The organism is Pseudomonas sp. GL-R-19, assembly GCF_019956375.1.
Taxonomy (GTDB): Bacteria; Pseudomonadota; Gammaproteobacteria; order Pseudomonadales; family Pseudomonadaceae; genus Aquipseudomonas.
Genome location: NZ_JAHBDJ010000013.1, coordinates 67,939 through 81,855, shown reverse-complemented (window position 1 = coordinate 81,855; position 13,917 = coordinate 67,939). Strand labels below are relative to the sequence as shown.

The 13,917-nt window shown below is 59.7% G+C and carries 10 protein-coding genes and 1 pseudogene; 9 read left to right on the top strand and 2 right to left on the bottom strand.

What is annotated here, in order from left to right:
• Window positions 1-39: 39 nt before the first annotated feature.
• Window positions 40-2,145, top strand: a complete 2,106-nt coding sequence (locus KGA83_RS08715; RefSeq protein ID WP_223529471.1) for a mechanosensitive ion channel family protein — start codon at window positions 40-42, stop codon at window positions 2,143-2,145.
• A 78-nt stretch (window positions 2,146-2,223) separates the two neighbouring features.
• On the opposite strand, the gene KGA83_RS08710 is transcribed toward KGA83_RS08715, so the two are convergent.
• Window positions 2,224-2,937 carry a UTRA domain-containing protein gene (locus KGA83_RS08710; RefSeq protein WP_108218996.1) on the bottom strand — a complete coding sequence of 238 codons (714 nt, stop codon included), beginning with the start codon at window positions 2,935-2,937 and terminating at the stop codon, window positions 2,224-2,226.
• A 362-nt stretch (window positions 2,938-3,299) separates the two neighbouring features.
• On the opposite strand from KGA83_RS08710, the gene KGA83_RS08705 reads away from it, so the two are divergent.
• The 6 genes from KGA83_RS08705 to KGA83_RS08680 all read left to right on the top strand — a co-directional run bounded on the left by KGA83_RS08705 (window position 3,300) and on the right by KGA83_RS08680 (window position 8,598).
• The gene (locus KGA83_RS08705; protein ID WP_223529470.1) at window positions 3,300-4,367 is read left to right on the top strand and encodes an ABC transporter substrate-binding protein; all 1,068 of its coding nucleotides are present in this window, start codon (window positions 3,300-3,302) and stop codon (window positions 4,365-4,367) included.
• Window positions 4,368-4,488: 121 nt separating this feature from the next.
• Window positions 4,489-5,295 carry an alkaline phosphatase family protein gene (locus KGA83_RS08700; RefSeq protein ID WP_223529469.1) on the top strand — a complete coding sequence of 269 codons (807 nt, stop codon included), beginning with the start codon at window positions 4,489-4,491 and terminating at the stop codon, window positions 5,293-5,295.
• 5 nt (window positions 5,296-5,300) lie between these two features.
• Window positions 5,301-6,137 (top strand): ABC transporter permease, encoded by an 837-nt coding sequence (locus tag KGA83_RS08695; protein WP_223529468.1) that lies wholly within the window; start codon window positions 5,301-5,303, stop codon window positions 6,135-6,137.
• Window positions 6,124-6,924, top strand: coding sequence for an ABC transporter permease (locus KGA83_RS08690; protein ID WP_108219000.1), 801 nt, complete (start codon window positions 6,124-6,126; stop codon window positions 6,922-6,924). Before KGA83_RS08695 ends, KGA83_RS08690 begins: the two co-directional genes overlap by 14 nt.
• Window positions 6,921-7,910, top strand: coding sequence for an ABC transporter ATP-binding protein (locus KGA83_RS08685; RefSeq protein WP_223529466.1), 990 nt, complete (start codon window positions 6,921-6,923; stop codon window positions 7,908-7,910). Before KGA83_RS08690 ends, KGA83_RS08685 begins: the two co-directional genes overlap by 4 nt.
• A gap of 34 nt (window positions 7,911-7,944) precedes the next feature.
• Window positions 7,945-8,598, top strand: coding sequence for an HAD family hydrolase (locus KGA83_RS08680; RefSeq protein WP_223529464.1), 654 nt, complete (start codon window positions 7,945-7,947; stop codon window positions 8,596-8,598).
• A 95-nt stretch (window positions 8,599-8,693) separates the two neighbouring features.
• Here KGA83_RS08680 and KGA83_RS08675 read toward each other — a convergent pair whose 3' ends face one another.
• Window positions 8,694-9,656, bottom strand: a complete 963-nt coding sequence (locus KGA83_RS08675; protein ID WP_108219003.1) for a zinc-binding dehydrogenase — start codon at window positions 9,654-9,656, stop codon at window positions 8,694-8,696.
• 138 nt (window positions 9,657-9,794) lie between these two features.
• Between KGA83_RS08675 and KGA83_RS08670 the strand changes: the two genes are divergently transcribed.
• Both KGA83_RS08670 and KGA83_RS08665 read left to right on the top strand, forming a co-directional pair.
• Window positions 9,795-11,876 carry a carboxy terminal-processing peptidase gene (locus KGA83_RS08670; protein WP_177413296.1) on the top strand — a complete coding sequence of 694 codons (2,082 nt, stop codon included), beginning with the start codon at window positions 9,795-9,797 and terminating at the stop codon, window positions 11,874-11,876.
• A 143-nt stretch (window positions 11,877-12,019) separates the two neighbouring features.
• Window positions 12,020-13,811 (top strand): annotated as a pseudogene (locus KGA83_RS08665) (bifunctional diguanylate cyclase/phosphodiesterase).
• The last annotated feature ends 106 nt before the right edge of the window (window positions 13,812-13,917 follow it).

The following is a 13,917-nucleotide window of genomic DNA, read 5'->3' as shown; positions in this document are numbered from 1 at the left end:
CGTCTTTTTGCCCTGCCGTGTATTTTCCTTGTCTGCCTGATGACACTGCTGTCAGTGGCGCCTGCCCAGGCGGCCGGCCTGCCAGGCCTGCTCGGCAGCCAGGCCAAGACCCAGCCCGAAGCACAGGAACCGCTGGGGCAATCCCTGGACGAAGTGATCAAGTCTCTGGAGAACGATCAGCAACGCACCAAGCTGCTGACCGATCTGAAAAAGCTCCGTGACACCACCAAAAAGGCTCAACCAACGACCGAGGAAGGCGTGCTGGGCCTGATTGGCGGAACCCTGTCCAACATCGAGAAGAAGTTATCCGGCGACGACAGTCCGCTCACGCGCTGGTCCAGTGAGTTCGATCAGGCCAGGGAAGAACTGGTGGCGCTGGCGCTGCCGGCCAATGAATGGCTGCCCATGCTGTTCGCCTTTGCCATGATCCTGATGGTCTGGAGCCTGCTGGCCGCCGCCCTGATCTGGATCAGCCACCGCGTGCGGATGCGTTTCGGCCTGACCGAAGAACTGCCGCAACATCCCAGGGCCCTCGACATGTTGCGCTTCGCCTTGCGCAAACTCGGGCCATGGCTGATCGCCCTGGTGATCACGGTCTACATGAGCTACGCCCTGCCCTCGTCCCTGGGCAAAAGCCTGGCCATGGTACTGGCCTATGCACTGGTGGTCGGAACCTGCTTCTCGGCCATCTGCGTGATTGCCTTTTCCCTGCTCGACGGCCCGCACCGCCACCGCGCCTTGTACATCCTGCGGCACCAGGCGTTTCGGCCGCTGTGGCTGATCGGCAGCTTCGCCGCGTTTGGCGAAGCGCTGAGCGACCCGCGACTGGTCGACAGCCTCGGCAGCCATCTGGCCCATACCGCTGCGACTGTCGCCAATGTCCTGGCAGCGCTGTCCACAGGACGGTTCATCCTGCGCTTCCGCCGACCGATCGCCCACCTGATCCGCAATCAGCCGCTGTCCCGGCGCCTGACCCGCCGTGCCCTCAATGACACCCTGTCGATCCTCGGCACCTTCTGGTACGTGCCGGCATTGGTGCTGGTGGCCATCTCCCTGTTCGCCACCTTTATTTCCGCTGGCGACACCAGCACCGCCCTGCGCCAGTCGTTGATCTGCACCGTTTTGCTGGTGTTGTGCATGGTCATCAACGGCCTGGTACGCCGCTACGCCCTCAAACCCCGGCACGGCATCCGGCGTTACGCCGTGTATTCGGAACGGCTGAAAAACTTTTTCTACACCATCGTTCATCTGCTGGTGTGGCTGGCCTTCATCGAGCTTGGCCTGCGGGTCTGGGGCATGTCGTTGATCCGCTTCACCGAAGGCGACGGCCATGACATCAGCGTCAAACTGTTCAGCCTCGCCGGCACGCTGCTGTTCGCCTGGCTGATCTGGATTCTCAGCGACACCGCCGTGCATCACGCGCTGACCCGCTCGCGCAAAGGCCTGGCCAATGCCCGCGCACAGACGATGATGCCGCTGATCCGCAACGTGCTGTTCGTGGCGATTTTCATCATCGCGCTGATCGTTGCCCTGGCGAACATGGGCATGAACGTCACGCCACTGCTGGCCGGTGCCGGTGTGATCGGTCTGGCCATCGGTTTTGGTGCACAGTCGCTGGTAGCCGACCTGATTACCGGGCTGTTCATCATCATCGAAGACTCCCTGGCCATCGACGACTACGTGGATGTCGGCGGCCACCTCGGCACGGTCGAAGGCCTGACCATCCGCACCGTGCGCCTGCGGGACATCGACGGCATCGTCCACACCATTCCATTCAGCGAAATCAAAAGCATCAAGAACTACTCCCGGGAATTCGGCTACGCGATCTTCCGGGTCGCGGTGCCGGCCAGCATGGACATCGATAACGCAATCAAACTGATGCGCGAAGTTGGTCAGAAAATGCGCACCGATCCGTTGCAGCGGCGCAATATCTGGTCGCCACTGGAGTTTCAGGGGGTGGAAAGTTTCGAGTCGGGCAATGCGATCCTTCGCGCCCGCTTCAAGACCGCGCCCATCAAGCAGTGGGAAGTGTCGCGAGCGTTCAATCTGTCACTCAAGCGGCACATGGATGAAGCCGGACTGGATCTGGCGACGCCGCGGATGAGTATTCAGGTGATGACCGCTGGCGGTGACCAGCAAGAGTAGGAGTTGCCGCAGGCTGCAATCTTTTGATTTTGGCCTTTAAAAGATCGCAGCCTGCGGCAGCTCCTACGAAAAGCAGTATCAGACAACATCCACCCCGACATGAATCGCATCATGCCGCCAGAACTCCAGGTCGCAGTCGATCAACCGTTCATGCTGGTCATAGTTGACCCGGGCAATCCGCAGGCCCGGGCTGCCCACAGACACTTTCAACGCCGCCGCCGCATCCACCGACAACGCCGTGGGCACAATCTCGAAGCGCACCCGTCCGTAGTGCAAATCGTAATGCCGCGCATACAGCTCGGTGATCGACTGGTTCAAATCGAAATCGAGGATCCCGGGAAAGTACTGCGGGTTCAGATAGTGCTCCACATACAGCACCAGTCGCCCGTCGATCCGTCGCGAGCGGCAGATCTGGATCACGCTCGACAGCGCTGGCAATTGCAGCCAGGCACAGACCGCCGCCGATGCCGGTTGCAATCGCGCTGAAATCACCTCGGTGGACGGAATGCGCCCCTGGGCGCTGACCATCGCGTGAAAGTGGCTGCGCTGCATGAGGTTGTACGCCAGGCGCGGCGGCGAGACGAACCAGCCGCGCCGTTCCTCGCGGTAGATCTGCCCTTGTGACTCCAACTGCAACAACGCCTCACGCAAAGTGATCCGCGTGGTGCCGAACAGCTCACTGAGCTTGCGTTCGGCCGGCAATTTGCTGCCAGGAGCCAACAGACCGTGGTCGATCTGTTCCTGGAGTACCTGGCCAATGGCTGTTACCGCTTTTGTTGCCTCTTCACGCATCAACGTTTCCTTTCTGGACTAGACCAGCACCAATTCAGGGCAGAACAGCAGCGCAAACCGGCTCATTCAATAGTCTGCAAGCGTAGGCAGTGCAGATGACCGAGGTGTGACAAAGTCGCCCAACGGTCGCCACCCCGGCTTTCAAGAACCTGCAATTCATCGGCCAAGTCCCTTGCCAGCCGGGGCTTTGACCATGGTCTACGCTTAGCAGGCCACCCGCGATACCGCCGAACAAAAAGTCATCCCTGGCGACGAACGACATCAAAGTGTCATCCAGCCCCCTTAAATTGGCTCAGGTATTGCTGACCTAGACCAACACAAACCGCAATCGCAGCGTTGAACACGACCCAAGGAGCTTCGGAATGAAACAGTTTTTCCTGGCATCACTGTTAGGCTCGACCATTGCAATGTGCACCGCCGCCATGGCGGCCGACACCGATCTGAAAACCCTGGAAGCCGCGGCGAAAGCGGAAGGCGCCGTCAACAGCGTCGGCATGCCCAATGACTGGGCCAACTGGGCCGGCACCTGGAAAGACCTGAGCGACAAATACGGCCTCAAGCACATCGACACCGACATGAGTTCGGCCCAGGAAATCGCCAAGTTCGCCGCGGAAAAAGACAACGCCAGCGCCGACATCGGCGACGTCGGTGCAGCATTCGGCCCGATCGCGGTCAAGCAAGGCGTGGTCCAGCCTTACAAGCCTTCGACCTGGGATCAGATTCCAGCCTGGGCCAAGGACAAGGACGGCAACTGGGCACTGGCCTACACCGGCACCATCGCGTTCATCGTCAACAAGAAGTTGCTGCACGGTTCCGAAGTGCCGACCAAGTGGGCTGACCTCAAGACCGGCAAGTACAAGGTTTCCATCGGTGACGTGAGCACTGCTGCCCAGGCTGCGAACGGCGTACTGGCCGCGGCACTGGCCAATGGTGGCGACGAGAAAAACCTCAAGCCTGCCCTGGATCTGTTCGCCGACATCGCCAAGCAGGGTCGCCTGTCGATGTCCAACCCGGTCATTGGTGCCATGGAAAAAGGCGAAATCGAAGTCGGCGTGGTCTGGGACTTCAACGGCCTGAGCTACAGGGCCAAGATGGCCAACCCGGATGATTACGTGGTGCTGATCCCGTCCGACGGTTCGGTGATTTCCGGCTACACCACCATCATCAACAAGTACGCGAAAAACCCGAACGCCGCCAAGCTGTCCCGCGAATACATCTTCAGCGACGCCGGCCAGATCAATCTGGCCAAGGGCAACGCCCGTCCGATCCGTGCCGAGCACATCACACTGCCAGCCGAGGTGCAGGCCAAGCTGCTGCCTAATGAGCAATACAAGAAAGTGACGCCGATCAAGGATGCGGATGCCTGGGAGAAGACCTCCAAGGCCCTTCCGCAGAAGTGGCAGGAAGAAGTCATCATCAATATGCAGTAATGCTGCATCCGTAGGAGCTACCGCAGGCTGCGATCTTTTGATCTTGTAAAACCAAATCAGAAGATCGCAGCCTGCGGCAGCTCCTACGCCATCCGGTTTTGATTGCGGAGTCCTATCCCCTATGAAGCACAACGTCATCCTTGTCGTGCTCGACGGCCTCAACCATGAGGTCGCCCGCCACGCCATGGGGCACCTGCAGGCGTACGTCGGCGCCGGACGCGCCGCACTCTACAAACTGGAGTGCGAGTTGCCAGCCCTGTCCCGCCCGCTGTACGAATGCATCCTGACCGGCGTTGCGCCCATCGACAGCGGGATTGTCCACAACAATGTCTCGCGCCTGTCCAACCAGCGCAGCATCTATCACTACGCCACCGACGCCGGTCTTGTGACTGCCGCTGCGGCTTATCACTGGGTCAGCGAACTGTACAATCGTTCGCCCTTCGTGGCGGCGCGGGATCGCCACACCGATGATCCGCAACTGCCGATCCAGCACGGGCATTTCTACTGGATCGATCACTACCCCGATTCGCACCTGTTCGCCGACGCTGAAAGCCTGCGCCTGCGCCATGCGCCGAACTTCCTGTTGATCCACCCGATGAACATCGACGACGCCGGGCACAAGCACGGCCTCGACACCCCGCAGTACCGCAACAGCGCCCGCTCGGCGGACATCATCCTGGCCGACTACCTGCAAGGCTGGCTCGATGCCGGCTATCAGGTGCTGGTCACCGCCGACCACGGCATGAACAACGACCGTTCCCACAACGGCCTGCTGCCGGAAGAACGTGAGGTGCCGCTGTTCGTTCTCGGTGACGCGTTCAGCTTCGACGCCGACGCCGCGCCGAAACAGACCGAGATCTGCGGCACCGTCTGCGAATTGCTGGGCGTGCCCCACGACAAACCGGTCTGCCGGGAGCTGTTGAAGTGAATTCCATGACCCGCAGTAAATGGCTAGCGGCCCTGTGCCTGCTCCCGTTCACGCTGTTCTTCATCGTATTCGAGATCGCACCGCTGACCTGGGTAATGATCAACAGCCTGCAATCGGAAGAATTCGGCTGGGGCCTGGCCAACTTCAGCAAGATCTTCAGCTCGAAGTTCTACCTGCAGGCCATCCAGTACAGCCTTGAGATCAGCTTCTGGTCCAGCGTGTTCGGGATCATCATCGCCATACTGGGCGCCTATTCCCTGCGCCGGGTCGATTCGAAACTGCGCAACTTCGTCAACGCCTTCGCCAACATGACCAGCAACTTCGCCGGTGTGCCGCTGGCCTTTGCGTTCATCATTTTGCTCGGCTTCAACGGCAGCTTCACCATCATGCTCAAGCAGGCCGGAATCATTCAGGATTTCAACCTGTACTCGAAAACCGGGCTGATCATTCTCTACACCTACTTCCAGATCCCTCTCGGCGTACTGCTGCTGTACCCGGCCTTCGATGCCTTGCGCGAAGACTGGCGTGAGTCCGCCTCACTGCTCGGCGCGAGCGGCTGGCAATTCTGGCGGCACATCGGATTGCCGGTGTTGACGCCGGCACTACTCGGCACCTTCGTGATCCTGCTGGCCAACGCCCTCGGCGCCTATGCCACGGTGTACGCACTGACCACCGGCAACTTCAACGTGCTGCCGATCCGCATCGCGGCGATGGTGTCCGGTGACATTTCCCTGGACCCGAACCTGGCCAGCGCCCTGGCCGTGGTGCTGGTGGCCTTGATGACCCTGGTGACCATCGTGCATCAGTTGCTGTTGAAGAGGAGTTACCATGTCTCGCGCTGAACTGGGACCTGTCGGTGTCTACCACCGCGTCGTGGTGTACTTGCTGTTTGCCATCCTGCTGTTGCCGCTGGCCGGCACGCTGATCTACTCGATCGCCAGCAGTTGGTCGGCGACCATCCTGCCCAGCGGTTTCACCCTCAAATGGTACATCCAGCTGTGGAGCGATCCGCGCTTCCTGGATGCGTTCGGGCAATCGTTGCTGGTCTGCGTCGGTTCGCTGATTCTTTCAGTAGTGCTGATTCTGCCGCTGCTGTTCGTGGTGCATTACCACTTCCCGAAACTCGACGCGCTGATGAACATCCTGATCCTGCTGCCCTTCGCCGTACCGCCGGTGGTGTCGTCGGTGGGGCTGTTGCAGCTCTACGGCTCCGGACCGTTCGCCATGGTCGGGACGCCGTGGATCCTGATCGGTTGCTACTTCACCGTGGCGCTGCCGTTCATGTACCGGGCGATCACCAACAACCTGCAAGCGATCAACCTGCGCGACCTGATGGACGCCGCCCAATTGCTCGGCGCCAGCACCTTCCAGGCGGCTTTCCTGGTGGTGCTGCCGAACCTGCGCAAGGGCCTGATGGTGGCACTGCTGCTGTCGTTCTCGTTTCTGTTCGGTGAATTCGTGTTCGCCAACATCCTCGTGGGCACCCGCTACGAAACCCTGCAGGTCTACCTCAACAACATGCGCAACAGCAGCGGTCATTTCACCAGTGCGCTGGTGATTTCCTACTTCTTCTTTGTGCTGGTTCTGACTTGGATCGCCAATATCTTGAACAAGGACAAAAGCGAATGAGCTATGTCAGCGTCCAACATCTTCAGAAAAACTACGCGGGCACCACGGTGTTCAGCGACATCAATTGCGAAGTCCGCAAAGGCGAATTCGTCACCCTGCTCGGCCCCTCCGGTTGCGGCAAATCCACCCTGTTGCGCTGCATCGCCGGCCTGACCTCGGTGGATGGCGGCAAGATCCTGCTCGACGGCCAGGACATCGTGCCCCTGAGCCCGCAAAAACGCGGGATCGGTATGGTGTTCCAGAGCTATGCCCTGTTCCCCAACATGAGCGTGGAGCAAAACGTCGCCTTCGGCCTGCGTATGCAGAAGGTCAACGCCGACGACAGTCAGAAGCGCGTCGCCGAAGTGTTGAAACTGGTGGAACTGAACGACTTCACCTCGCGTTATCCGCATCAATTGTCCGGCGGCCAATGCCAGCGCGTGGCTCTCGCCCGCTCGTTGGTGACCCGCCCGCGCCTGTTGCTGCTCGACGAACCGTTGTCGGCCCTGGACGCGCGGATTCGCAAGCACCTGCGCGAACAGATCCGTCAGATCCAGCGCGAGCTGGGCTTGACCACGATTTTCGTCACACACGATCAGGAAGAAGCCCTGACCATGTCTGACCGGATTTTCCTGATGAATCAGGGAAAGATCGTACAAAGCGGCGATGCCGAAACCCTCTACACCGCGCCCGTAGATGTATTCGCGGCTGGCTTCATCGGCAACTACAACCTGCTGGACGCCGACAGTGCCTCCAAACTGCTGCAGCGACCGATCAGCAAGCGCATCGCCATCCGCCCGGAAGCCATCGAATTGAGCCTCAATGGCGAACTGGACGCGCAGGTGCGTAGCCACAGCCTGCTGGGCAACGTGATTCGCTACCGGATCGAAGCCCGGGGCGTAGAATTGGTTGTGGACGTTCTGAACCGCTCGGCGGCCGACCTGCATCCCGACGGTCAACGTCTGGCGCTTTCCATCGATCCGACGGCCCTGTGTGAGGTAGCCTGATGACTTTGCTGACGCTGAAGAGAGAACTGCACTGATGGCCCTGGCAATTTTTGATCTGGACGAAACCCTGATCCACGGCGACTGTGCCACCCTTTGGAGCGAACAGATGGGCCGCCTGGGCTGGGTCGATCCCGAATCGTTCATGCGGCAGAACAACGAGCTGATGGATGCCTACAGCCACGGCAAATTGCGCATGGAGGATTACATGGCCTTCAGCCTGGAGCCGATGATCGGCCGCACGCCGCAAGAGGTCGAGCATCTGGTTGGCCCATGGGTGGAAGACTTCATCGAACCGATCATCTTCAGCGATGCCACCAAAGCCATCGCCGCCCACCGCAAGGCCGGCGACCGGATTCTGGTGATATCCGCTTCGGGCACCCACCTGGTCGGCCCCATCGCCGAACGCCTGGGCATCGACGAGATCCTGGGCATCGAACTGGAAGTCGCCCACGGCGTTTACACCGGTCACACCGTTGGCACCCTGACCTACCGCGAAGGCAAGATCACCCGCTTGCTGGAATGGCTGGATGCGGAAGAGGAAAACCTCGAGGGCGCGAGCTTCTATTCCGACTCACGCAACGACCTGCCGTTGTTACTGAAAGTGGATTTTCCCCACGTGGTCAACCCCGATACAGTGCTGCGCGAGCAGGCTGAAAAGGCTGGCTGGCCGATACATCTCTGGAAGTAACCGAAAAGATCGCAGCCTGCGGCAGCTCCTACATGGGAATGCAATCTCCTGTAGGAGCTGCCGCAGGCTGCGATCTTTTCAAAGCCAACCCGATATCAGCTCAAGCTTTCATCAATCACCAACACCACCTTCCCCGCCACGGTATTACTCGCCAGCTCGGTAAACGCTGCCTCGGCATCCTTGATCGGGAATGTCCTGGCCAGTTGCGGGCTCAACCGCCCTTCGGCGAACAACGGCCACACATGTTGACCGAGATCACTGAATAGATCCGCCTTGAACTGATCATCACGGCTGCGCAGGGTCGAGCCCAGCAACTGCACACGCTTGGCCAGCACCTGGGCCAGATCCAGCTTGGCCTCTCGGCCGCCCATCAGGCCGATCAACACCCAACGGCCATCCTGCGCGAGCAGCTTGAGGTTCAATGCCGCGTAATTACCACCCACCGGGTCGAGAATCACGTCGAACGGCCCCAGATCCCGCAGACTCTCCAGATCGCCATCGCGCACCACGCCGCCCTGGGCGCCCAGCGCTTCGCAGTACGCCAGTCGCTCGGCGGAGCCGACGCTGACCCAGCACGGGTTACCGAAGGCCTTGCACAGCTGAATAGCCGCTGAACCAATTCCACTTGCTCCGGCGTGCAGCAGAACTTTCTGACCCGGCTTGAGCGCAGCCAGTTGAAACAAATTCAGCCAGACCGTTGCATAGACTTCGGGCAGTGCTGCCGCTTCGACCAGTGACACTCCATCGGGAACCGGCAGCACGTGCCGCCCGTCGACAACCACTTCTTCGGCCATGCCGCCCCCGGCCAGCAAGGCGCAAACCCGATCACCAATCTGCCAGGAGGACCCGGCGCCCACCTCACTGATCACGCCCGAGCACTCTAGACCAAGCACTTGGCTGGCCCCTGGCGGCGGCGGATAAAGGCCGGCTTTCTGTAATAAATCGGCGCGATTGAGGCCCGCTGCCGACACTCGAATACGAACTTGTCCTACATCACATGCAGGACTCGGCTCATCAACCCATACCACTTGACCGTCAACGCCTTGCAATGCTTTCACAGTGCCTCCATAGTGAGTCTGGACTGAGCCCGAAGCTATAGCGTCGGGCTTTTTGCATTATGCGACCGGTTCCCAAAGATCCGGCGACTTCAAAGACGGCCTAATATGCGTTATCAATTGTCCCCGCGTCGAATCAGCATGAAGCATCTGTTCCCCAGCACTGCCCTCGCTTTATTCATCGGTATCGGCTTGCTGCCGATGTCGAGCAATACATTCGCAGCCAATAGCTGGGACAAGCTTCAACCCGATCGTGACGAAGTGATCGCCAGTCTGAACGTCGTGGAGTTGCTCAAACGCCACCACTACAGCAAGCCGCCACTCGATGACGCGCGCTCTGTGATCATCTACGACAGCTACCTCAAGCTGCTGGATCCGTCGCGCAGCTACTTCATGGCCAGCGACATTGCCGAATTCGACAAGTGGAAGACGCAGTTCGACGACTTCCTCAAGAGTGGCGACCTGAACGCAGGGTTCACCATCTACAAGCGCTACCTGGACCGCGTAAAGGCGCGTCTGGACTTCGCCCTTGCCGAGCTGGGCAAAGGCGTCGACAAGATCGACTTCACCACCAAGGAAACCTTGCTGATCGACCGCAAGGACGCCCCTTGGCTCAAATCCACCGCAGAACTCGACGACCTGTGGCGCAAACGCGTCAAGGATGAAGTGCTGCGGATGAAGATCGCCGGCAAAGAGCCCAAGCAGATCCAGGAAACCCTGACCAAGCGCTACAAGAACCAGTTGGCACGCCTGGACCAGACCCGCGCGGAAGACATCTTCCAGGCGTACATCAATACCTTCGCCATGTCCTACGACCCGCACACCAATTATCTGTCGCCGGATAACGCGGAGAACTTCGACATCAACATGAGCCTGTCCCTCGAGGGCATCGGCGCCGTGTTGCAGAGCGATAACGACCAGGTGAAAGTCGTACGCCTGGTGCCGGCAGGTCCGGCGGACAAGACCAAGCAGGTTGCACCGGCCGACAAGATCATCGGCGTTGCCCAGGGCAACAAGGAGATGGTCGACGTGGTGGGCTGGCGCCTGGACGAAGTGGTCAAGCTGATCCGTGGTCCGAAAGGCACCATTGTGCGCCTGGAAGTCATCCCGGCCAGCAATGCGCCGAACGACCAGACCACCAAGATCGTGCCGATCACCCGTGAAGCGGTGAAGCTCGAAGATCAGGCCGTGAAGAAATCGGTCTTGAATCTGAAGCAGGACGGCAAGGACTACAAGCTCGGCATCATCGAAATCCCGGCGTTCTATCTGGACTTCAAGGCCTTCCGTGCCGGCGACCCGGACTACAAGAGCACCACCCGCGACGTCAAGAAACTGCTGACCGAGTTGCAGAAAGAGAAAGTCGACGGCGTGGTCATCGACCTGCGTAACAACGGCGGCGGTTCCTTGCAAGAGGCCACCGAGCTGACCAGTCTGTTCATCGATAAAGGCCCGACCGTGCTCGTGCGTAACGCCGATGGCCGCGTCGATGTCCTGGAAGATGAAAACCCGGGCGCATTCTACAAAGGCCCGATGGCATTGCTGGTCAACCGCTTGTCCGCCTCGGCATCGGAGATTTTTGCCGGCGCCATGCAGGACTACCACCGCGCACTGATCATCGGTGGCCAGACCTTCGGCAAAGGCACCGTGCAGACCATTCAGCCGCTCAACCATGGCGAACTGAAACTGACCCTGGCCAAGTTCTACCGGGTTTCCGGGCAGAGCACCCAGCATCAGGGCGTCTTGCCGGACATCGATTACCCGTCGATCATCGACACCAAGGAAATCGGTGAAAGCGCCCTGCCGGAAGCCATGCCATGGGACACCATCAAGGCCGCCATCAAGCCTGCGCTGGATCCGTTCAAGCCGTACATTTCGCAGCTCAAGTCCGAACATGACGTGCGTACGGCCAAGGATGCAGAGTTCGTGTTCATCCGCGACAAGCTGGCCCTGGCGCAGAAACTGATGTTGGAAAAAACCGTCAGCCTCAATGAAGCCGAGCGTCGTGCCCAGCACGCCGACATCGAAGCCAAACAGCTGACCATGGAAAACATCCGTCGCAAGGCCAAGGGCGAAGAACCACTCAAAGAGCTGAAGAAAGAAGACGAGGACGTTATTGCGGCCGAAGCTGACAAGACCAAACCGGAAGACGATGCCTACCTCAGCGAAACCGGGCGGATTCTGCTGGATTACCTGAAACTCAACACGGCAGTGGCCAAGCACTGAGTTTTTACATACAGCTGATGGCAATTTAATGTTAACGCCCCCGAAGCGTCATCAAACAGTCATCGTTCTGTCGTGAAATAAAGGACCGGGCGTGCTCTTTACCAAGGGCACGCCCGGTCCTTTTTTTATCGCCAGAGATCGCCATGACCACAACCGAACAGCTGAGTGCATTGAGCTCGATCCTGACTCAAAGCGGTTTGCACAGCCTGTTCCAGCCGATCATCAGCCTCTCTGAACGGCGCATTCTCGGCTACGAAGCCCTCAGTCGCGGCCCGTCCAACAATCCTCTGCACTCCCCTGTCGCCCTGTTCGCCGTCGCCCGTCAGGCCGGACGTCTGAGCGAGCTGGAAATTGCCTGCCGCGAGAGCGCTTGCCGACGCTTCAATGAACAGCAATTGCCTGGCTTGTTGTTCCTTAACGTATCCCCGGAATCCCTGCTTGAAGCGGCCCATCAACCGGGGCGCACCTTGCAACTGCTGCAAGACTTCGGCATCCCTGCGAGCCAGGTGGTCATCGAGTTGACTGAACAAACGCCAACGGATGATTTCCAGCTGCTGCAAACCGCCCTGCATCACTATCGGGCGATGGGGTTTTCGATTGCGCTGGATGATCTGGGGGCGGGCTATTCGAGTTTGAGGTTGTGGTCCGAGCTGCGGCCGGATTACGTGAAAATTGACCGGCACTTCATTGATGGCATTCATCAGGATGCGCTCAAGCGTGAATTCGTCGGCTCGATCCTGCAAATCGCCAAGGCCTCGCGGGCGCAAGTCATCGCCGAAGGTATCGAACTGCCGGAAGAGCTCACGGTGCTGACCGAAAATGGGCGTGGACCTGGTGCAGGGTTACCTGCTCTGCCGCCCCCAGGAACACCCACCGCGGGATGCCCGGGCAATGATGCCCCGACAGGACAGCATCGCCGTTGTACTGAGCGAAGACGGCAGTGACCTCAGCGCCCTGCTCAACGAGCAACCCGCGGTGAACCGCGACACCCCCACCGCCACGGTGCTCGAAACCTTTCGCCGCCAGGCCAACCTGAACTCGCTGGCGGTCCTGAATGAACAGAGTCAGCCCTGCGGCATTGTTCATCGTCATTCGCTCTCCGACGTCCTGCTCAAGCCCTTTGCCACCGACCTGTTCGCCCGCAAACCGATCAGCCGCTTGATGAGCGATGACTTCCTCGCCGTCGAGCTGAGTCAGTCACTGCAACAGGTCAGTCGCCTGATCACCAGCCGTGCCCGCCAGCGCATCGAAGAAGATTTCATCATCACGCTCAATGGCGGCTATCTCGGGCTTGGCCGGGTGATTGACGTGCTCAAGTTGATTACCGAACTGAAGATCCAGCAGGCCCGCTACGCCAACCCGCTGACCTTGCTGCCGGGCAACGTGCCGATCCAGCAATGCCTGACACGGCTGCTGCAACAGCAACGGGAATCGGTGATCTGCTACGTGGACATCGACAGTTTCAAGCCTTTCAACGACATCTACGGCTACGGCCGCGGCGACGAAGTCTTGCTGTGCCTGGCGCAATGCCTGAACGACCGCGTCGACCCGGCTCGCGACTTTGTCGGCCACATCGGCGGTGATGACTTCCTGCTGGTGCTCGGCCCGCAAGACTGGCGCAAACGTTTGAACCAGTTGCTCGACGACTTCCAGAGCCAGTGCCGGCGCTTCTACCGCAGCGAACACCTGGAAGCCGGCTGCTTCATCGCACCGAATCGCCAGGGCCAGCGCCAGGAGTTTGCGCTGTTGTCGCTGTCGATCGGGGTGGTGCATCTGCATCCACAGGCTTGTGAACAACTCGATGCGAGCCAGTTGGCCGAGATGGCATCACAGGCCAAGCACCATGCGAAGAATGTGCAAGGGTATAGCGTGCATGTGATTGATAGCCTGGCGGCACCGGAGCCCAAAGCGGTTTGGCTGACGGGGCAGCGCTGACTGATCTGACGCCCCCCCCTGTAGGAGCTGGCTTGTCAGCGAAGACGCCAGATCAAACAACCTGAATCTCGATTTGATCCCCACCTATATCCTTCAAGAAGGCCTG